This window comes from Virgibacillus salinus (assembly GCF_900102415.1).
In the GTDB taxonomy this organism is placed as follows: domain Bacteria; phylum Bacillota; class Bacilli; order Bacillales; family Amphibacillaceae; genus Lentibacillus; species Lentibacillus subterraneus.
Map to the genome: position 1 here is coordinate 676811 of NZ_FNKD01000001.1, position 20593 is coordinate 697403.

General features: G+C 36.2%; 16 protein-coding genes. All 16 read left to right on the plus strand.

All coding sequences use genetic code 11. The features are described from left to right. Positions 1-14: 14 nt before the first annotated feature. The 16 genes from BLS02_RS03305 (at position 15) to BLS02_RS03385 (ending at position 20535) form a co-directional block, all read left to right on the plus strand. The gene (locus tag BLS02_RS03305; protein WP_092491535.1) at positions 15-1907 is read left to right on the plus strand and encodes an alginate lyase family protein; all 1893 of its coding nucleotides are present in this window, start codon (positions 15-17) and stop codon (positions 1905-1907) included. 13 nt (positions 1908-1920) lie between these two features. Beyond that, a complete protein-coding gene (locus BLS02_RS03310) occupies positions 1921-3093 on the plus strand; it encodes a glycosyltransferase family 4 protein (RefSeq protein ID WP_092491536.1) in 1173 nt (390 codons plus the stop codon). Between the two features lie 362 nt (positions 3094-3455). Continuing rightward, positions 3456-4466 (plus strand): hypothetical protein, encoded by a 1011-nt coding sequence (locus tag BLS02_RS03315; protein WP_092491537.1) that lies wholly within the window; start codon positions 3456-3458, stop codon positions 4464-4466. Beyond that, the gene (locus BLS02_RS03320) at positions 4432-5070 is read left to right on the plus strand and encodes a sugar transferase (RefSeq protein ID WP_092491538.1); all 639 of its coding nucleotides are present in this window, start codon (positions 4432-4434) and stop codon (positions 5068-5070) included. Before BLS02_RS03315 ends, BLS02_RS03320 begins: the two co-directional genes overlap by 35 nt. Positions 5071-5347: 277 nt before the next feature. Next, complete coding sequence (rfbA, locus tag BLS02_RS03325; RefSeq protein ID WP_092492217.1) at positions 5348-6226, plus strand: glucose-1-phosphate thymidylyltransferase RfbA; 879 nt, start codon at positions 5348-5350, stop codon at positions 6224-6226. A 16-nt stretch (positions 6227-6242) separates the two neighbouring features. After that, positions 6243-6803 carry a dTDP-4-dehydrorhamnose 3,5-epimerase gene (gene rfbC, locus BLS02_RS03330; protein ID WP_092491539.1) on the plus strand — a complete coding sequence of 187 codons (561 nt, stop codon included), beginning with the start codon at positions 6243-6245 and terminating at the stop codon, positions 6801-6803. 7 nt (positions 6804-6810) lie between these two features. Beyond that, positions 6811-7665 (plus strand): dTDP-4-dehydrorhamnose reductase, encoded by an 855-nt coding sequence (gene rfbD, locus BLS02_RS03335; RefSeq protein ID WP_092491540.1) that lies wholly within the window; start codon positions 6811-6813, stop codon positions 7663-7665. A gap of 1 nt (position 7666) precedes the next feature. Continuing rightward, positions 7667-8686, plus strand: a complete 1020-nt coding sequence (rfbB, locus tag BLS02_RS03340) for a dTDP-glucose 4,6-dehydratase (RefSeq protein WP_092491541.1) — start codon at positions 7667-7669, stop codon at positions 8684-8686. A gap of 522 nt (positions 8687-9208) precedes the next feature. Continuing rightward, positions 9209-10360 (plus strand): sulfate adenylyltransferase, encoded by a 1152-nt coding sequence (sat, locus tag BLS02_RS03345; protein WP_092491542.1) that lies wholly within the window; start codon positions 9209-9211, stop codon positions 10358-10360. Positions 10361-10377: 17 nt separating this feature from the next. After that, positions 10378-12156 carry an SLC13 family permease gene (locus BLS02_RS03350; RefSeq protein ID WP_092491543.1) on the plus strand — a complete coding sequence of 593 codons (1779 nt, stop codon included), beginning with the start codon at positions 10378-10380 and terminating at the stop codon, positions 12154-12156. Positions 12157-12168: 12 nt separating this feature from the next. Beyond that, positions 12169-12771 (plus strand): adenylyl-sulfate kinase, encoded by a 603-nt coding sequence (gene cysC / locus BLS02_RS03355; protein ID WP_092491544.1) that lies wholly within the window; start codon positions 12169-12171, stop codon positions 12769-12771. Continuing rightward, entirely contained in the window at positions 12771-13577 is an 807-nt protein-coding gene (cysQ, locus tag BLS02_RS03360; RefSeq protein WP_092491545.1) for a 3'(2'),5'-bisphosphate nucleotidase CysQ, read from the plus strand. The genes cysC and cysQ overlap by 1 nt, the downstream gene beginning before the upstream one ends. A 216-nt stretch (positions 13578-13793) precedes the next feature. Beyond that, positions 13794-14834 (plus strand): glycosyltransferase family 2 protein, encoded by a 1041-nt coding sequence (locus tag BLS02_RS03365; protein ID WP_092491546.1) that lies wholly within the window; start codon positions 13794-13796, stop codon positions 14832-14834. Positions 14835-14860: 26 nt separating this feature from the next. After that, the gene (locus BLS02_RS03370; protein ID WP_092491547.1) at positions 14861-16165 is read left to right on the plus strand and encodes a lipopolysaccharide biosynthesis protein; all 1305 of its coding nucleotides are present in this window, start codon (positions 14861-14863) and stop codon (positions 16163-16165) included. Further along, positions 16162-17922, plus strand: a complete 1761-nt coding sequence (locus BLS02_RS03375) for an asparagine synthetase B family protein (RefSeq protein ID WP_092491548.1) — start codon at positions 16162-16164, stop codon at positions 17920-17922. Before BLS02_RS03370 ends, BLS02_RS03375 begins: the two co-directional genes overlap by 4 nt. 1020 nt (positions 17923-18942) lie before the next feature. Next, the gene (locus tag BLS02_RS03385) at positions 18943-20535 is read left to right on the plus strand and encodes an FAD-dependent oxidoreductase (RefSeq protein WP_092491550.1); all 1593 of its coding nucleotides are present in this window, start codon (positions 18943-18945) and stop codon (positions 20533-20535) included. Positions 20536-20593: the final 58 nt, after the last annotated feature.

A 20593-nucleotide genomic window follows, 5' to 3' on the forward strand; every position in this document is an offset into this window, starting at 1 on the left:
GAGATGTGTTTGATATGAAAGGTAAAATCAAAAATTATTGTTTGCTAATGTCTCGAATTAGTTATAAACAGTTTTATTATAGAATGATCAAGATTGTTAAGTCTAAATTCATCTATCCCAAATGGGGAAGAAAGTTGTTTCCCTTTGGTTTTATAATAAAAGGACACTATCTTCCAGTAAAATATTATTATAATTGGACTGATTTTAAAGAGATTGAAGATATCGAAGGCTACAAGTGGAAAGTAAGACAAAAGGCAAATGATATTTGTGATTATAAATTTACTTTTTTAAATATAACTCACCAATTCAAAGAACAGTCTGTTGACTGGGAGAATGATATTGATACAGACAAACTATGGTTTTATTATCTTCATTACTTTGAATATTTATTAGTTTTAATTGAATCATATAATTTAACCAAAGACAAGAAATATATTGATACAGCACAAGAACTTGTTAATGATTGGATTGATCAAACATATCCTGGCCAAAGAAATTCATGGGAAGCATATACAATTTCTCAAAGATTGATTTATTGGTCATATTTATGGGAATTATTGCAAGAAACTGATGCTGAGCTTTTTAAAGGTTTCAAAGATAAATTTATTGGATCTGTTGATCAGCAAGCAAGATTTTTGTACTCGAACTTAGAGAAGGATTTAGCAAATAATCATTTTACTGCTAATGGAAAAGCATTATTTTGGATAGGTATAACATTTCCCTTTATTAAAAAGTCTGGAACTTACTTGAGGGTCGGAATAAAGGTGTTACATTCTCAACTCATTAAAGAGGTAAGAGAAGATGGATCACAATATGAAAATTCAACAAGTTATCAAGTAATGACCGCGAAAGACTATATCGAAGTGCTTATATATGCCAAGAAAAACAACATTTCGTTGCCGAAAGAATTTTTTACTTATACAGAAAAAATGTATGAGTTTATTTTAAATATATTAAAACCTGATAAGACTCTGCCACTTTTAAATGATTCAGTGAAAAATTATCCAGTAAATGTTAATGAATTATTTGCTATTGCTGCCGTATTTTTTAATAGAAATGATTTTAAATTTGCTGTAGGAAAGCAACCATTAAGATATCTGTTCAAAGTTTATGGTAATGAAGGTCTAGTTAGGTATAATAGATTAACTGCGTCTCAGCCCATCTATAAGTCCCTACTATTAAAGGGATCAAATTACGGTGTAATGAGAAGTGGGTGGGAAAATGGTAGCAATTATTTATTATTTGATGCTGGTAGTGTTGGTCCCAATCATAATGCCGGTCACGCACACGCGGATAATTTAAGTGTCTATTTACATGCTAATAATGAGGATATTTTTATTGACCCAGGAACATACGAGTATAAAGCAGGGGAAAAAAGAGATTACTATAGAAGTACTAAAGCTCATAATACTATCGAAGTTGAAAATGAAAATCAAACTACTTTCTGGGGAGCTTTTAGACCCGGTTATATTGCAAAGAGTAAACTAAACTATGTTGACTTAAATTCTTCTATTGAAAAGTTCAGTGCATTGCATGATGGTTACAAAAGGTTAAAACAATGTGTCACCCATAAAAGAGAAGTGTTGTGGGATAAAGATGCAACTTGGTGTATCAAAGATAGCCTTACTGGGAAAGGCTTAATAAATGGAAAGTTATACTTCCAAGTCGGTAAGACATGTAAAAATATAAGTATAGTAAATAATACTTGTAAATTAATATTTAAAAATTCGATTGTTTGTTTAACTTTCACTTCTAATACTAAAAGCGATATAAAATTTGAAAAAACATGGATATCAGAACAATGGAAAACTGAAATTGAAACAAGAAAGATTATTATCTCCTTTAACGGTCCATTGCCAATTACAATGGATACCAAAGTGATAGTTGAAAATAAAGAATTTAAGTGAAAGGTGCATTTTCATGGAAAAAAAAGTACTATTATTGTCTCAATATTTTCCACCAGATATTAATGCTGCTTCGTTTAGAATTAATGATTTATATAATGCTTTGCAGAAACTAGAATTTGATGTAACTGTTGTAACAACATATCCACAAAAAACAGCAGTCGAAGAAATTCAAGAAGTAGATAATATTCAAAGAATAGAATTAGAAAAAGTTAATAAAAAATCTTTTATAAACTATGTAAAAAACTATTTTGGATTTATGTTTAAATCTATGTTTTATTCTCTATATCGTTTAAGAAAGGAAAGATATGGTTATATAATAGTAACATCTCCTCCATTATTTGTGGCACTTGGAGGTTTAATTGTATCCTTTTTTAAAAGGAGCAAATTGGTAATTGATATAAGAGATGTTTGGCCAGATTCAGCTGTTTCTGCGGGTATGTTAAAGCGCGGAGGATTATTATATAAAATCACTAAAATAATAGAAAGATTTTTATATAAAAAAGCAGATGTGATTACCTGTGTGTCGAATCCAATGCGTAATTATATTTATAAGGAGTCAATACATAGTAATATCCATGTATTATATAATGGGATATCCCCTGCAACTATTAACAGCGAGTTACAACCAACCAATAAAGGGCATAGTGAGAAGATAACAATAGGTTATGCTGGAAATATAGGGATAGTACAAAATATGAATGTAATTTTGAAAGCTGCTCAATTTTTACCACAAGAATCAAAATTTGAATTTTTAATTATTGGGGATGGAATAGAGCTTAAAAAGTTAAAAGAAAACGCAGAAGAATTTGATCTAAGAAATATAAAGTTTACTGGGGCACTACCTAAAAATGAAGTATTAACTAAACTTGAGAATGTAGATTTATTATTTTTCAGCTTAATTGAAGACCCTGTTTTTGAGAAAACAATACCATCTAAACTATTTGATTACTTGTTAAATAATAAACCAATTATTACTAGTATAAAAGGTGAAGGTAAAGATATCTTAAATGAATTAGGTTGTGCTTTATTTTTCGATCCTAGTAATCCCAAAAGCTTAGTAAATGCATTAGTTGAATATGAAAACAATAAGGATTTCTATGATGAGGCTTCTATTACTAATAGAGAATATGTTATAAAAAATTATAATCGAGAAGAAGGCTTTGTGCAATTTCTAAGTCAACTGTAAGAAAATTTGTTAATTAATATCAATTAAAGAAAGTCGTCAAAAAATAAAAGGCAGTCAGAATGGATCCGCATGTTTAGGTTTAGAAAGTAGAGTGTTTTAGTCCATGGTAACATAACGCGACTATTCTGAAGCTTGACGTGCAGCATAATAAAAAAGTAGTTAGGACACAGAAATAGTTTAGTACTAGAAAATAGATTGTCCACTAGCAGTGTGCTATTACAGAGTTACATTTCTCACCAAACGGGAAAGAAAGGTAATTGGTCGAATAAGATTATTTAGGATGATTGAGTTTCTAAGGTTGTGTGCTATTATACTTGAATGTTAATCAGTGATTACTAAAAAAATAAGGATTGGTGCAATAATTGGAAATAAAAAATATTCTTCAAAAAGAGCTCTCTAATCTACAAAATTATACTCATAAGTCTATAATGATCAGCACAACTGCTAAACATGCCCTAGCTTTTAGAGTTCTCCCGAGAAGAACTATTTCAAGAATGTCTATGGCTTGCTTTATGATAAATGACAAAAACTCATTGGAAGAAACACTTTCTTTTTTTGATGGAGAAGTAGATTATATATATATAGATATAGAACAAAAACAGGATTTAAATCTATTTAAAACTGCAAGAGAAACAATAAAAAAATCAAAGATAGAAACAGTCAAACCAAATGATATTACTGTAGAATCCTGCGATTTATTAATACGATATTTTTTAAATGATGACCTATATGATAAGAAAGTTATAGTCATAGGAACAGGAAATCTAGCCAGTAAAATTGCTACAAGACTTGCAGAGAGACAAGCACATGTATATATTAAAGGAAGAAATAATGAAAAAGAAATAACTGTTACTGAGGCCTTAAATATATTTTTGCCTAAACATACTCCTATTATTAAAACAATGAATCAAATTCAAGAAACTGAAAAAGTGGATGTAGTTATATCATTCTTATCCGGTCAATTAACAAATGAGGAAACTATATTCCCAGTCATTGGAGAAAATTCGTTCATAATTGATGGTGGTATAAATAATTTTAGCAATGACTTTATTCAACATATGTTATCAGTTAATATAAACATCACGAGACTTGATACTAGAATTGCTTTGCCATACCAATTTTTGTCAACGCATGATCATATACATACCTTTTTTAAGGAAGTTTATGGACAAGCCTTCATAAAAGGTGTTCCTGTCGTAGCTGGTGGATATATTGGTGCTGATGGAACTGTGATTGTGGACAATATAAAGCATCCAAATCAAGTGATTGGTATAGCAGATGGCCTAGGAGGTGTGAAAGTAAGTGAGCAACTCAGTGAGGCAGACAGAAGTAGAATATATGAAATCAAAAAAGTCATTTCAACTAGCAATTAAGCGCTTAATTGATATAGTATTTAGTTTAATTGTATTGATTATTCTCAGCCCTGTATTTTTGGCATTAGCTATATTAATTATCAAAGAAGATGGAAGACCGGTGTTCTTTAAACAGCAGCGAAGTGGTAAAGGTGATGTATACTTTGGTCTGTATAAATTCCGCTCCATGAAAGTGAAGCAAACGTTTGACGAAAAGAGTAAGGGTAGAATTTATGACTGGAAGAATGGTGTGCCGGATGAATTTGTTTTTAAAACAGGATCTGCTGATAATCCAAACATAATAAAGATTGGAAGATTTATCCGAAAATATAGTTTGGATGAGCTACCGCAGTTTATCAATGTATTAAAAGGCGATATGAGTGTAATAGGTCCTAGGCCGGAAATAATTGAGATTACAAAGTGCTATAGCTCAAAACAGAAGCAACGATTGGCAGTTAAACCTGGTATTACCGGTTGGGCACAAGCGAATGGCAGAAGTAACATGAATCATGGAAATAAGATTAGGCATGATTTGTATTACGTCAAGAACTTTAATTTATGGTTTGATTTGAGGGTTTTTTTAAAGACAGTCGCACAGGTTTTAGAAGGGAAAGGATCTGTATGATAGTTTAGTAATGAATAAAGGAATTAAAAATATCATTTATCCCCATCACATCCCGAAACGTAAAAGTGTAATCAATAAGAATAATCTTCTGAAACAGTTATCTATAGTTTAAGCTCTATGGAGAAGGAAAAGAGTTAATATTTAAGATGAGCAACAATGGAAAGGGACACAGAGGCTGGACTAAGTAATAGGTAGAGAATTAGTAAATCAAGCTGTATTAATGTTCTTACTTATCTTTTCTTAAGATAATAGACATAAATGAGAGGATTTGATTATGATGAAAGGAATTATTCTTGCAGGTGGAAGTGGCACTCGTTTATATCCCCTTACAATGGTGACAAGTAAGCAATTATTACCTATTTATGATAAACCAATGATTTATTATCCTTTGTCCACTTTAATGTTGGCAGGGATTAAAGATATTCTAATTATTTCCACCCCAGAGGATACTCCACGCTTCAGTTCATTGCTTGGTGATGGATCTCAATTTGGAATAAATCTAGAGTATAAAGTTCAACCAAGTCCTGATGGATTAGCACAAGCATTTATCATTGGAGAGGAATTCATTGGTAATGATTCAGTAGCAATGATTTTAGGAGATAATGTTTATTATGGAAGTGGTTTGAGAAACATACTTTCAAAGGCAGCAAAAAAGGAAAGAGGAGCCACAGTTTTTGGATATCATGTTCTTGATCCTGCAAGATATGGAGTAGTTGAATTTGCTGAAAATAGCAAAGTTCTGAGTGTGGAAGAGAAACCTGAATATCCAAAATCGAACTATGCAGTGACTGGTTTATACTTTTATGATAATCGGGTTGTCGATATTGCGAAAAATGTCGAACCTTCTACGCGTGGGGAATTAGAAATCACATCAATAAATGAAGCATATCTGCAATCTAGTGAATTAGATGTAGAATTATTAGGACGGGGTCATACGTGGTTAGACACGGGAACCCATGAAAGTTTGGTATCAGCTACTAATTTCGTGAAAACTATCGAAGACCACCAAGGAATTAAAATATCTGCCCCAGAAGAAATTGCTTATCTAAATGGATGGATAAACAAAGATGAATTAATAGAGTCTGGCGAGTTATTTTCTAAGACTGGATATGGCCAATATCTGTTAAAAGTAGCAAATGGCGACATAAAATACTAAATTGTGAGGCGATAGAATGGAAATCCTGGATACTAATCTACCTGGAGTAAAAGTTATCGAGCCAAAAGTATTTGGAGATCATCGTGGATGGTTTATGGAAACATACAGCGCAACAAAGTTTAAAGTAGCAGGAATAGAGTTAGACTTTGTGCAGGATAACCAATCTTTTTCTGCAACTAAAGGTACCTTACGAGGTTTACATTATCAACTAAATCCAAAAGCACAAACAAAGCTTGTCCGCTGCACACAGGGGTCAATTTTTGATGTTGCGGTAGATATAAGAAAAGAAAGTCCCACTTATGGACAGTGGTTTGGGGTAGAATTATCTGCAGAAAACAAAAAACAGTTGTTAGTACCAAAGGGATTTGCACATGCATTTATAACATTAACGGCAGATGCCGAAGTACAATATAAAGTAGATGAAGTTTATGCACCTGAGTGCGACCGAGGAATTATTTGGAATGATCCAGCTATTGGAATTAAATGGCCAATCGATATTGAACCAGTGTTATCTGAGAAAGATGAAAAAGCCCCGTTGTTAGAAGACGCAGAAAACAATTTTAGGTTTGAGGAGTAATATTTCTATGAAAATACTAGTTACTGGTTATACAGGACAACTTGGATTTGATGTTGTTGAAGAAGGTTTAGAGCATGGTTTGGACATGCATGGTGTTGGGCCTGATGAATTAGATATTACTGAAGAACAAGCTGTTTCTAATTATGTGAATGAACTTAACCCTGATGCAATCATTCATTGTGCAGCATTTACAGCGGTAGATAAAGCTGAAGACAATAAAGAGTTATGTTGGAATGTAAATGTTAACGGGACAAAATATCTAGCTGGTGCAGCCAAAAAGGTTGAAGCAAGATTTATATATATTAGCACTGATTATGTATTAAAAGGTACTGGAGAAATACCTTTCAAAGAAACTAGTGAAGTAAATCCAGTTGGCTATTATGGCTTGACCAAACATGAGGGTGAAAAAGCAGTTCAGGAATTATTAGAAAACTGGTTCATTGTTCGAATTTCTTGGGTATTTGGTATCAATGGTAATAATTTTATTAATACAATGTTGCGACTTTCTGAAACTCATAGTGAATTAAATGTAGTTGGTGATCAGTATGGCTCACCGACATACACGTTTGATTTAGCGAAATTACTAATTGACATGATACAGACTGAAAAATATGGCATTTACCATGCATCGAATGAGGGTTTTTGTACCTGGGCTGATTTTGCAAAAGAGATATTTAAGCAGAGTAATAAGAAAGTGAAAGTAAATGCTATTACTACAGAGGAATATCCTACACGAGCTGTGCGACCAAAGAACTCTCGTATGTCTAAGAACAAATTAGAACAACAAGGTTTTAATAGGTTACCAAGTTGGCAAGATGCTCTTACTCATTATTTGCATCAGCTAGAAGTAGAGGTGAAATAGGATGTTAAAAAAGAAAATATTAGTTACAGGTGGAGCAGGGTTTATCGGTGGTAACTTTGTGCACTATATGCTTGAAAAGCATCCCCAGTATGATATTTATAATTTAGATCAGTTAACTTATGCTGGAGACTTAACTAAACATTATGACATAGAAGCAAAAAGTAACTATCATTTTATTAAAGCAGATATTTCTGATAGAAAGACAATCATGTCTTTATTTAAAAAAGAACAATTTGATTATGTTGTACACTTTGCAGCCGAAAGCCATGTCGACCGTTCTATAACAGACCCAGAGATTTTCATACGAACGAATGTTTTAGGTACACAAGTGTTACTTGATGCAGCAAAATCAATATATACATCTAAGTTTGTTCATGTTTCAACTGATGAGGTTTATGGCGAGCTAGATTTTGAGCCAACTACTTATTTCACAGAGGATACTCCTCTTCAACCTAATAGCCCTTATAGTGCCACTAAAGCATCCTCAGATTTTCTAGTTCGTTCTTATCATGAAACCTTTGGAATGCCTGTCAATATAACTCGCTGCTCCAATAATTATGGACCCTATCATTTTCCAGAGAAGTTGATTCCATTAACGATATCAAGAGTGTTCAATGATGAGAAAGTCCCTGTGTATGGAGATGGGAGGAACATTCGTGATTGGTTGCATGTTCAAGACCATTGTTCTGCAATAGATTTAGTGTTACACGAGGGTGAAAGTGGAGAAGTTTATAATATAGGTGGCCATAATGAACGTACTAATTTAGATGTAGTAAAAACTATAATTAACACTTTAGAGAAGAATGACGACTTGATTGAGTTTGTTCCAGATCGATTAGGACATGATAAACGCTATGCAATTGATCCTACAAAACTCGAAGAATTAGGTTGGAAACCAAAGTATAACTTTGAAACTGGTATAGCACAAACCATTCAGTGGTATTTGGGTAATAAACAATGGTGGGAACAGATTATTAGTGGTGAGTATAAAAACTACTTTGATAAACAGTATTCTTTATAACAATGTCCGGCGAACAACCAAACTCCTACAGATATATTTTGGTCTTCTGTGACTGGTTCCCAGTATATAATAAAAACACTCATCGGGAGATAATGTTCATTTTTATAGTTAATAAATTGGTTTCTTATCTGTTTTATTTTTGTTAAGCTGCTGCATTATATGTAGAAGTTCTAGCAACACGGAAAGTTCAGATGAAAAGATTGGATTAATTATCGCGGTGTTTTTCTGCAAAAACTTAAGATTACTCTCGAATAATATTAATATTATTTATATTTCTTATGTGTTGCGTTAACTGTGCTATGATGTGGTGGTTTTATACAATGATAGAGCAAAACTTTATCCTAAATGAGTGGATACTATTTATGTAAAATCGATTGGGATATCCTCTATTTACTGTACTCCTCAAAGTTTTCAAAGATACAAGATTTTATGTTAAAATATATAAGAGCATTTTTCTAATTAATCACATTCTTACAAGACTTCACATTATCTATAATAGTAAATTCATCTGGAGGTAATTAAATGTCGAATCAACCACACGGCGGTACACTAGTGAACCGCGAACTAGAAGGACAAGAAAGAGAACAAGCAGTATCAAATGCTGAATCATTAAAGACAATCCAAGCAAATCCTTGGGTGATTTCAGATATTGAACTAATCGGTATTGGTGGCTTTAGTCCACTTGCTGGTTTCATGGGACAAGCTGATTATGAGAATGTTGTAAAAAACAATCATTTAGCTGATGGTACGGTATGGACAGTACCCATTACACTGTCTGTTACAGAGGATGAAGCAGAACAGTATAAAATAGGTGAGGAAATCGCACTTAAAGGTGAAGACGGGATCATTTATGGAACGATTAAGCTAGAAGAAAAATATACGTATGATCAGAAGCTTGAGGCACAGAACGTTTATGGGACTACCGAAGAAGCACATCCAGGTGTTAAAAAACTTTATGACCGCGGAAATGTATACTTAGGTGGACCAATTACGTTATTGAACCGTCCTGATCATGGAGTATTTAACGAATTTTATATGGATCCGAATCAAACACGCAAAATGTTTGCTGATTTAGGCTGGAAAACGATTGTCGGATTCCAAACACGGAACCCAGTACACCGTGCACATGAGTATATTCAAAAATGTGCGCTAGAAGCTGTTGATGGATTACTTTTAAATCCATTAGTCGGTGAAACAAAATCAGATGACATTCCAGCAGATATCCGCATGGAAAGCTATCAAGCGATTCTTAAACATTACTATCCTGCTGAACGCACTCGTCTTGCGATTTATCCAGCAGCTATGCGTTATGCTGGGCCAAAAGAATCTGTATTGCATGCGATTGTTCGTAAAAACTTTGGTTGCACACACTTCATTGTCGGCCGTGACCATGCTGGTGTGGGTGATTATTATGGAACTTACGAAGCGCAAGAGTTTATATCACAGTTTGAAGAGGAGTTAGGTATTCAAATATTTAAATTTGAACATGCTTTCTTCTGCACAGAATGTGGTAATATGGGTACAGCCAAGACATGCCCGCACGATAAAGAATACCATGTACATTTAAGTGGAACAAAAGTGCGCGAAAAATTACGCAATGGGGAACGTCCTCCAAAGGAATTTTCACGTCCGGAAGTTGCTGACATTCTTATTAAAGGGATGCAACAAAACTAAAAAGGGGATTGACTCCCATGTCATTTGAGATGATTTTTGTTCTGATCATGATTATAGCCATGTTAGCCGGGTTACTTTTTGAAGTAGCTCGGCCTGATATGGTTATTTTTTCAGTATTGGTTATTTTATTAGTAACTGGTATATTAACACCGGACCAAGCATTGAGTGGATTTTCGAATCAAGGTATGCTCACGATCGCTTTACTGTTCATCGTTGCAGGGGCAGTGCAAAAAAGTGGACTGATTGATCGGATGATGGAAGGCTGGCTGAAGAACAGTAAGACACAAACCGGTTCCATGCTGCGATTCTTTCTACCTACCTCATTTTTTTCAGCATTCTTAAACAATACACCGATTGTAGTAACATTTACGCCAATCATTAAAAAATGGTGTGAGGATCGTGGGATTGCCCCTTCTAAGTATCTAATTCCATTATCGTATGTCACTATTTTAGGTGGAACGATTACATTAATCGGAACGTCTACTAACTTAGTAGTTCACGGAATGTTGGTAGATTATGGCTTTAGTGGATTTTCGTTGTTTAGCCTAGCAGTAGTTGGTATTCCAATTGCAATTGTCGGTCTCATTTATTTATTTACAATTGGCCATCGGTTGCTTCCAGACAACAAAGGGTTCAGTCAGCGGGTTCAAGAAAATTCCAAAGAATATATAGCTGAAATGCATGTAACGGAGTCATTTCAGCATGTTGGAAAAAACGTTAAAGATGCTGGGCTCAGGGATCTGAAAGGTCTTTACTTGGTTGAAATCATCCGGGGGAAAGAGCATATCTCACCAGTGAAATCGAGAACGGTTATTAAGCAAGGCGACCGATTGATCTTTACAGGTTTGATAACAACCATAGCTGAGCTTGAAAAAATTAAAGGACTGACACTTGAGACAGGTACAAATATTGGATTAAATGATTTGAAAAATGGTACATCCAATTTGATTGAGGTTGTTGTATCCCACCAGTCCTCTTTAACGTCAAGGTCTATTAAAGAAGCCCAGTTCCGTTCGAAATATGATGCTGGCGTTATCGCCGTTCATCGTAACAATGAACGGATTAAAAGCAAGGTTGGGGAAATTGTCTTACGTCCTGGGGATACACTGCTATTACTAGCTGGTTCAGACTTTTTGGAAAAACATTACCAATCAAATGATTTTTATGTTGTATCTTCATTGGATACACCAAAAACACTTAAACAGAATCCGGCAAAAGGCTGGTTCTCAATCGCACTGTTAGTCGTCATGATTGCACTAGTTACAGCCGGTGTGTTTACTATGTTTAAGGCTATGGCATTAGCAGTTCTCATATTGCTGGGCACAAAAGTTCTCACTCCAGGAGAAGCGAAACAATATGTTCAGTTTGATGTATTGTTGTTAATAGCAAGCGCACTCGGAATTGGCGCGGCCATGACAGAAACAGGATTGGCTGAATGGCTGGCTAAGGGACTTGTCAGCTTTGGTGAACCTTTAGGGTTATTAGTTATTTTATTTATGGTTTACTTTTTGACAAATTTATTTACGGAATTAATTACGAACACCGCAGCAGCTGTCTTGATGATTCCAATTGTCCTTGAGCTTTCAGCCCAGCTTAATGTGTCCCCTATGGGTTTTGCGGTAACTGTTGCAATCGCTGCTTCAGCAAGCTTTATTACACCAATAGGTTACCAAACAAACCTTATAGTGTTTGGACCAGGCGGATATACGTTTAAAGATTATATAAAAGTTGGTACGCCACTTAGTATTTTAGTAATGATTACATCTGTTTCAATAATATATAATGTATGGTTTTAGGAGGAATATAACATGGCAAAAGCAGAAAACATCGTATGGCACGATTCAAAGGTAACGAAAGAAAATAGACGAGGATTAAACAAACATAAGAGCGCAGTAATTTGGTTTACAGGACTTTCTGGCTCAGGTAAATCAACTGTATCAGTTGAATTGGAAAAAGAACTCTATTCCCAGGGAGTACGCACATACCGCCTGGATGGCGACAATGTTCGTCACGGCTTAAATAAAAACCTAGGATTTAGTCCAGAAGATCGCAAAGAGAATATTCGCCGTATAGGTGAAGTTTCAAAATTAATGGTTGATGCTGGATTATTTACCTTATCAGCGTTTATTTCACCATATCGTGAAGATCGCGATGAAGTTCGTGAACTTGTGGAAGATGGTGAATTTATTGAAGTATTTGTTGACGCTAGTGTTGAAACATGTGAATCGCGTGATCCAAAAGGCTTGTACAAAAAAGCACGAGCTGGAGAGATCAAAGGATTCACTGGAATCGACGCTCCATATGAAGAGCCTAAGAATCCAGAAGTAACAATCGATACCGATAAATTAACTCTTGAGGAATCTGTGCAAGAAATTGTACATTACCTGAAAGAGAAAGGATACCTGGAATAATGACAGATGTGAGCATAAAAAAATTACTCGATGTTTCATTGGAAGCTGGACGCGAAATTTTTGATGTATACGAAAAAGATATTGAAGTTGAAACCAAAGAAGATGATTCACCGCTGACTAAAGCGGATCAACGATCTCATCAGGCTATTATGAAAGGCTTGCAAACTGCGTATTCAGATATTCCTGTACTAAGTGAAGAAGGCACGGATATCCCTTATGAGGAACGTAAAGATTGGACTCAATTTTTCCTAGTGGATCCACTGGATGGAACAAAAGAGTTCATTAAGAAAAATGGCGAATTTACTGTGAATATTGCACTGATCGAAGGAAAATACCCAACATTGGGAGTAATCTATGCACCTGTCCTGGATACATTTTATTTTGGCCGTGAAGGCGTAGGTGCTTTTAAATTGGAAGATGCATCTAAAAAGGATATCACAGATGATGAAGCGTTAGTTTCTGAAAGTATTCGTTTACCGGAAGTCGCTGATACTAATGTGGTTAATGTCGTTGCAAGTCGTTCCCATATGTCAGCAGAAACGGAAGAATTTATTGAAGGATTACGCAAGGATCGTGAGGTGGATGTAGTCACGGCTGGTAGTTCACTTAAATTCTGCTTAGTGGCAGAAGGTAAAGCTGATTACTACCCACGTTATGCACCAACGATGGAATGGGATACAGGAGCTGGACAAGCAATTGTAGAAGCATCTGGTGGGAAAGTAATTAGACATGAGGATGAAGAGCGTTTTTATTATAATCGCGAGAATTTAAAGAATGGCTGGTTTTTGGTAGAGAGAAATCACTAACCTTTTTAAAAAGTAGTTACTATAGAGAGAAAGATCCTTACTTTAATACCGGTAAGGATCTTTTTTTTGCAGTTAACAAAGCATAAATACTTTGTTACTGCAATAGTCCAACTAAGGCTTTTTCCATAAAGATTTGGCGATAAGCCAAGTTTTCTAATAAAAACACGATTATATGTCCATACTGTTCTAAGGATTTAATTTTAAGGAGTTACATAAATGGATCAACCTTTAGTTACCGTATTTATACCATTATACAACTGCGAGGAATATATTAGTGAAGCATTAGAGAGCGTCATTAATCAGACATATTCTAACATAGAAGTAGTAATCGTAGATGATGGATCTACGGATAATTCCGTAAATATAGTGAATTCCTATACAGATCCTCGAATCCGGTTAATAAAAAATGAAATTAACAGAGGTATACCATACACTAGGAACTTAGGTCTTGAGAAATCACAAGGTAAATATATGGCTATTATGGATTCGGATGATATTGCATATTTAACAAGGATAGAGAAGCAAGTTAATTATATGGAAAACAATTCAAATATAGATGGTATAGGGACTTATTATGAAATATTCGGAGGCAGGTTTAAAAAAGTAATGAGGCCGAAGAATATTACCTCTGAAGAGATCAAGGCAGGATTACTATTTCTTAACCGTATTGCTAATCCAACTTCTTTCCTTCGTTTAGAGACTATTAACAAATATGAGCTTAGGTATAATCCTGAGTATTTTGTAGCTCAGGATTATGATATGTGGATTCAACTCTCCAAAGTGGGTGAGTTGTCAATTCTACCTGAGGTATTACTTAAGTATCGGACGGGGCACACTAATGTTACAAAAAAATCAAAGTCCAGTAAGATCATTCAACGGAAAAAAATAAACGATTCTATTCATCGAGACATTTTAGACTTCTATAACTTTGATTTAACAGAAGTAGAATTGAGGGTATTTAATGAATTTTTCAATGATAACTATCAAAGTGAGATTAGCGATAGTACGCTAGATCACTTACCAAGGTTACTAACAAAAATGGTGGAACAGAACAGGCATAATAAGCTGTTTAAAGAAGAATTATTCTCAGAAATAATCAGAGACACAGTGCTCGTTGTCTTAAATCGTCGTAAGATTAATCTAAGTCGAAAACTTCGGGTATATAATGAAGTTTGTAAGGTGAAAAGTGTCAGATCAATAACAAGGGATTTGAGTTACATGGTGCCAAAACATATATATAACTTTCTACTATTATAAATTCAATATTTTAAGAGGGGTATTGAATGAAGCGTAAAATTTTGAAATTAACTAAAAAGCCATTTGTACGCAATGTCATAATAATGGCATCTGGAACAGCTGCAGCTCAATTAGTAACGATGGCACTTTCTCCCTTCATCACTCGATTGTATGGGCCTGAAGCCTTTGGTTTAATGGGTGTATTTATGGCAGTGGTTGGCATTATTGCTCCCGTTGCAGCGTTGACCTACCCGATAGCAATTGTACTGCCTAAGAGTGATCGAGATGCTAAGGGAATAATTCTACTTTCATTGTGTATTTCAACCGGAATTGCAGTTGGTACGGCTATTATCTTGTTGGTGTTTCATCAGCCAGTTGTTAATTTATTTAACCTTGAGAATATTGCTCCATTTTTGTATTTAATTCCTATCGTTGTACTATTTTCAGGTTTCATGCAAGTCGCAGAGCAATGGTTAATTCGAACAAAGCAATTTGCTATTACAGCCAAAGTGGCATTTCTTCATTCCTTAATTATACAAGGAAGTAAGGTAGGAATTGGATTTATTTATCCGGTAGCAGCTGTTCTTATAATTCTATCGGCATTAGGTAATGGTTTGAGAGCCTTGATGATGGTCATATTTGCTAGAAAAACTGACTACAAGCAAACAGATTTACATACAGAAAAGGTATCTATGAAAGAAATTGCTACTAAATATAGGGACTTTCCATACTATAGAGCACCAGAAGTCTTCCTGGATGCAGCATCACAAGGCCTGCCAATTTTATTGCTAACGAGTTTTTTTGGTCCAGCTTCTGTAGGCTTTTATTCAATTGGAAGGATGGTCCTTAGATTACCTACGCAGCTTATTAGTAAATCGGTGGGAGATGTTTTTTATCCACGAATATCTGAAGCTGCCAACAATGGTGAAAACCTCACAAATTTGATTAAAAAGGCAACGGTAGCGCTTGGAGCAGTAGGGATAATTCCTTTTGCAACTGTAGTCATCTTTGGACCCTGGCTTTTTAGTTTTGTGTTTGGTGCAGAATGGGTGACAGCAGGGGAATATGCACGATGGATTGCACTTTGGACCTTTTTTGGATTTATCAATAGACCCAGTGTTGTAGCACTACCTGTTCTGGCAGCGCAAGCTTTCCATTTGAAATTCACGGTATTTATGTTAATAACAAGAATTGCTGCTTTAGCAATTGGTTATTATGTATTTATGAGTGATCTAGTGGCGATTGCCTTGTTTGGAGTGTCAGGTGCAATACTTAATATTAGTTTAATTTTAATAACGCTTCATATAAGTAAAAACTATGAAGATAAACAATCGGATGGCGATAGGTTATGAGTGATTTCATTTATTCTAAAGAGTCTATTAAAAAGGGAAAACTAACACAAAATGTTCAGTCTATCTATCAACAGGATGGACCATCAGTTGAAGAATTTCATGGAGAGTGGGGTTCTCTAGCTGTGAGCCGAAATCTGTATAATGGATTTCAGCCTTATGAAAATTCTGAGTATATTTGTGTTGTGATTGGCGGGCCTGTACTATATTTTCAGGATAACAAGTTCTTAAATAATAATTCAGGCGTAGCAGGTACGCAAGCTATCTATGACCGCTGGCGTGAAGGTGTTATACAATGGGATGAAGATTTGAGTGGTCCTTTTGCTATATTGATTATTAATAAGCATTCATCAGAAGTAACTTGTATAACAGATTTAATGTCATTTATCCCAGTTTTTTCATACCAGGAATCAAGTATTATGCTGTCAACTCACGTCGATTTACTGGCAAATGTAGCCGATCAACAAGCTAATATAGATGTCATATCAAAAGTTGATTTTATTCTTCATGGTGTGGTAACTTTTCCATTTACAATGTACAATGCTATCCGCCAGATAAAACCAGCAACGGAGTATTCTCTCATAAGTAGTACCTCCGAATTCCAAAGTAACACATATTGGCTGCCGGAAGAAAAAAACATGTATCAATCAATAGATAAAGCAGCTGACGATCTTAGAAATGGTATACAAAAATATGTGGACCTTATTACAAATGAAATGTCTCATATTGCGCAGTTTATTAGTGGTGGAGAAGACTCACGTACAATTTCTGGCCTGTTGCCTGCTAAAAGTAAACGAGACGCCTATATTTTCCTTGATCATATGAACAGGGAAGGAAAAGTGGCTAAACGAGCTGCTAATGCTTATGGTGCAAATTTCAACTTGGCTGAACGGGGTAAGCTGCATTATCTTGAAATACTGCCTTCTAGCACAAATTTAGTTGGTGGCGGCTCACAGTATTTTCACGCACATACTTACGGTTTTCACAAAAGCTGTAAATTGGACGAGTATCCCGCTGTTTTTGGAGGTCTATTCTCAGATGTTTCCTTAAAGGGTGCATGTGTTAAAAAATTCGGTGGTTCAGGACGCTTTCCATTTGTACCTCATATTAAAAGAAATGATCATTCAGCCGATGTGCATTTAAAAAACAATACTTTTACAGCTGATGTACTTTCAGAATTAACGAAACGACGCCAAGCTCATTTAGATTGTATTAAGCGTTTTCGGAGTGAATCCGCAGAAGAATGGTTTCAGCTTTGGCCAATTTCTATGAATATTAATATACCCAACCTTCATGCTAATCGCAGACTATTTCGGACCTATGAACCTTTTATGACTAAAGATGCTGTGAAAATAAGTGCTGCAGTTCCACAAAAATGGAAGCTTAACAGGAGACTGTTTCAAAAGGCGACCAAGCCATTGTTAAAGCCCACAAAGTGGCTGTTTCATGTTGATGGTCGGTTACCGTATTACCCATGGTACATTAACAGCTTTGTTCAATTTACAAGCTGGATAAAACAGGAGATAAGTGAAAGGGCTGGATTGATTAAAGGTAATCAGGGACCCTGGACAGAATGGTCGACAGTCATGAGTAGTCCAGATTGGGAAAAAGCTATAAGTGAATACTCAAGTGGTATGGATGTAATAGCTCCAGCGTTTAAGGAAAAAGATGTATCCAAGTTGTTTGAAAGTAATGATTTGAATTATGTCCAGAAAATTAATCTAATGCAGACATTGTATAGTGATCATAGAAGGAAGTAAGTTTTGGGGCACCTCATTGGGGTGCTTTTTTTAATGTCCAATTGCGAGCGAGCCGCCCCCAAACTCGAGCGAGCAGCCCTCAAACTCGAGCGAGCAGCCCTCAAACTCGAGCGAGCCACCCTCAAACTCGAGCGAGGCGCTCTCAAACTCGAGCGAGGCGCTCTCAAACTCGAGCGAGCAGCCCTCAAACTCGAGCGAGCAACCCCCAAACTCGAGCGAGCAACGCTCAAACTCGAGCGAGCAACCCCCAAACTCGAGCGAGCAACGCTCAAACTCGAGCGATCAGCCCCCAAACTCGAGCGAGCAACCCTCGAACTCGAGCGAGCCACACCCAAACTCGAGCGAGCAACCCTCAAACTCGAGCGAGCAGCCCTCAAACTCGAGCGAGCAGCCCCCAAACTCGAGCGAGCAGCGCCCAAACTCGAGCGAGCAGCCCCAAACTCGAGCGAACAACCTCAAACTCGAGCGAGCCACACCCAAACTCGAGCGAGCCACACCCCAACTCGAGCGAGCAGCCCTCAAACACGAGCGAGCAACCCTCAAACTCGAGCGAGCCACACCCAAACTCGAGCGAGCAACGCCCAAACTCGAGCGAGCAGCCCTCAAACACGAGCGAGCAACGCCCAAACTCGAGCGAGCCACACTCAAACTCGAGCGAGCCACAACTCAACTCGAGCGATAGGTCTTTCCAAGGATGTAGATTTTCGGCGCAGGCCGAAAATCCTCTACTAAATTTCAATAGGTCATTTTCTGCTAAAGCAGAAAATACCTTTCTCATAAGTACTATCGTTTCCAAAGCATGAAAAGTGGCATCTGCATCGAAAAAATATTTATTTAACCCCGATGCCACTTTTTTCACGCGAGTATCGATTGTAATAGTAACAGAAGGGTATGCGCAGCTTCTGGTTCCCTACAATGTCTTAAAGACCTATTAAGGACTTAATATTAATACTATAATGATTAACAATGTATTAGTTCTTAGGGGCATGGCTAGCGAAAGCACAGAACGGGGGCAAATAAATGGATTTTAGTAACCTTAACTACTATGTACCATCAAAAGTTTCTAATAACCCACAAACAATCATAAAAGATTTAATTGTATATGGTGCAACACCAGCAGGAATTACGGCTGCGATTCAGGCAAAAACAATGGGACTGACGGTTGCTATCGCTGAATTTGGAAATCATATCGGTGGGATTACTGCTAGTGGACTTGGGGCTACTGATTTAGGCGCTAAAGATGCTATTGGCGGTCTTTCAAGAGAATTCTATAAAAAAATTGGCAACTATTATGGTAAAGAAGAGCAATGGACATTTGAGCCAAAAGCTGCCAAGCATCTATTTAAGAGTTGGATAGAAGAATATAATATACCAATCTATTATGGCCAACATCTTAAAGAGGTTGAGATGAACAAAGATAAAGAGATTAATGAAATCGTGATGGAAAACGGCAATACATTTAAGGGAGCATATTATGTAGATGCTAGTTACGAAGGAGATTTGATGGCAAAATCGAACATTTCCTACACGGTGGGGCGCGAGTCAAATGCAACATATGACGAAACATATAATGGTGTTCGTTTTGGTGAGCCACATCATAAGTTCGAAAAGCCAGTTGATCCATATATCATAGAAGGTGATAAGGAAAGCGGACTCTTGCCTGGAGTGACCGAGGATTCCACGGATCAGGAATATCAGGGAGACGGGGATCACCGTATTCAATCCTATAATTTTCGTATTTGCCTAACAAGAGTTCCTGAAAACCGCGTTCCGTTTCCAGAACCCCCAAAGTATGATCCAAATAGATATTTGCTTTTATTACGTTATATCAATGCAGGTGTATGGGATGCTATGAATCTTCATATAATGCTTCCTAATGGGAAGTCTGATTTGAATAACTATGGGGCTGTATCAACTGACAATATTGGAATGAACCATCAATGGCCAGAAGGCAGTTATCAGACCCGCGAGGAAATTTTTCAGGATCATGTGAATTATAATTTAGGAATGTTATATTTTTTGTCCAATGACATGCGAGTTCAATTACATATTCTTGAGGAGGTTTCACAGTGGGGGTTGCCAAAAGATGAATTTGAAAAGACCGGGCATTGGCCACCGCAATTATATATTCGCGAAAGCAGAAGAATGATATCAGATTACGTAATGACAGATAATAATTGTCTGGGAAAAACCGGTGTTGATGATTCGGTTGGTCTTGCTTCCTATCAAATGGATTCACATCATGTCAGACGAGTTGTGCTGGATGGAGAATGTGTCAATGAGGGGGATGTGGAAATTCCTATTTCACCGTATCCGATTTCCTATCGCTCCATTCGTCCCCGTGCAGATGAATGTACAAATTTATTAGTTCCAGTCTGTTTATCAAGTTCCCATATTGCCTACGGGTCAATCCGCATGGAACCAGTGTTTATGATTATTGGCCAATCAGCAGGATTAGCTGCAGCTCTTGCTTTTAAAAATAAAACAAACGTGCAAAACATAGACTATAATGAACTTATAAAAGAACTTCACAATGCTGACCAAGTTTTACAATGGGATCCTGCAATAGAAGATGATCCACTCAAACGAATGAAAAATACGTTCGGAAAATAAAAAAGGTCAATGTATTGAATACACAATACATTGACCTTTTTAGGCAGTTAAGAAAGTA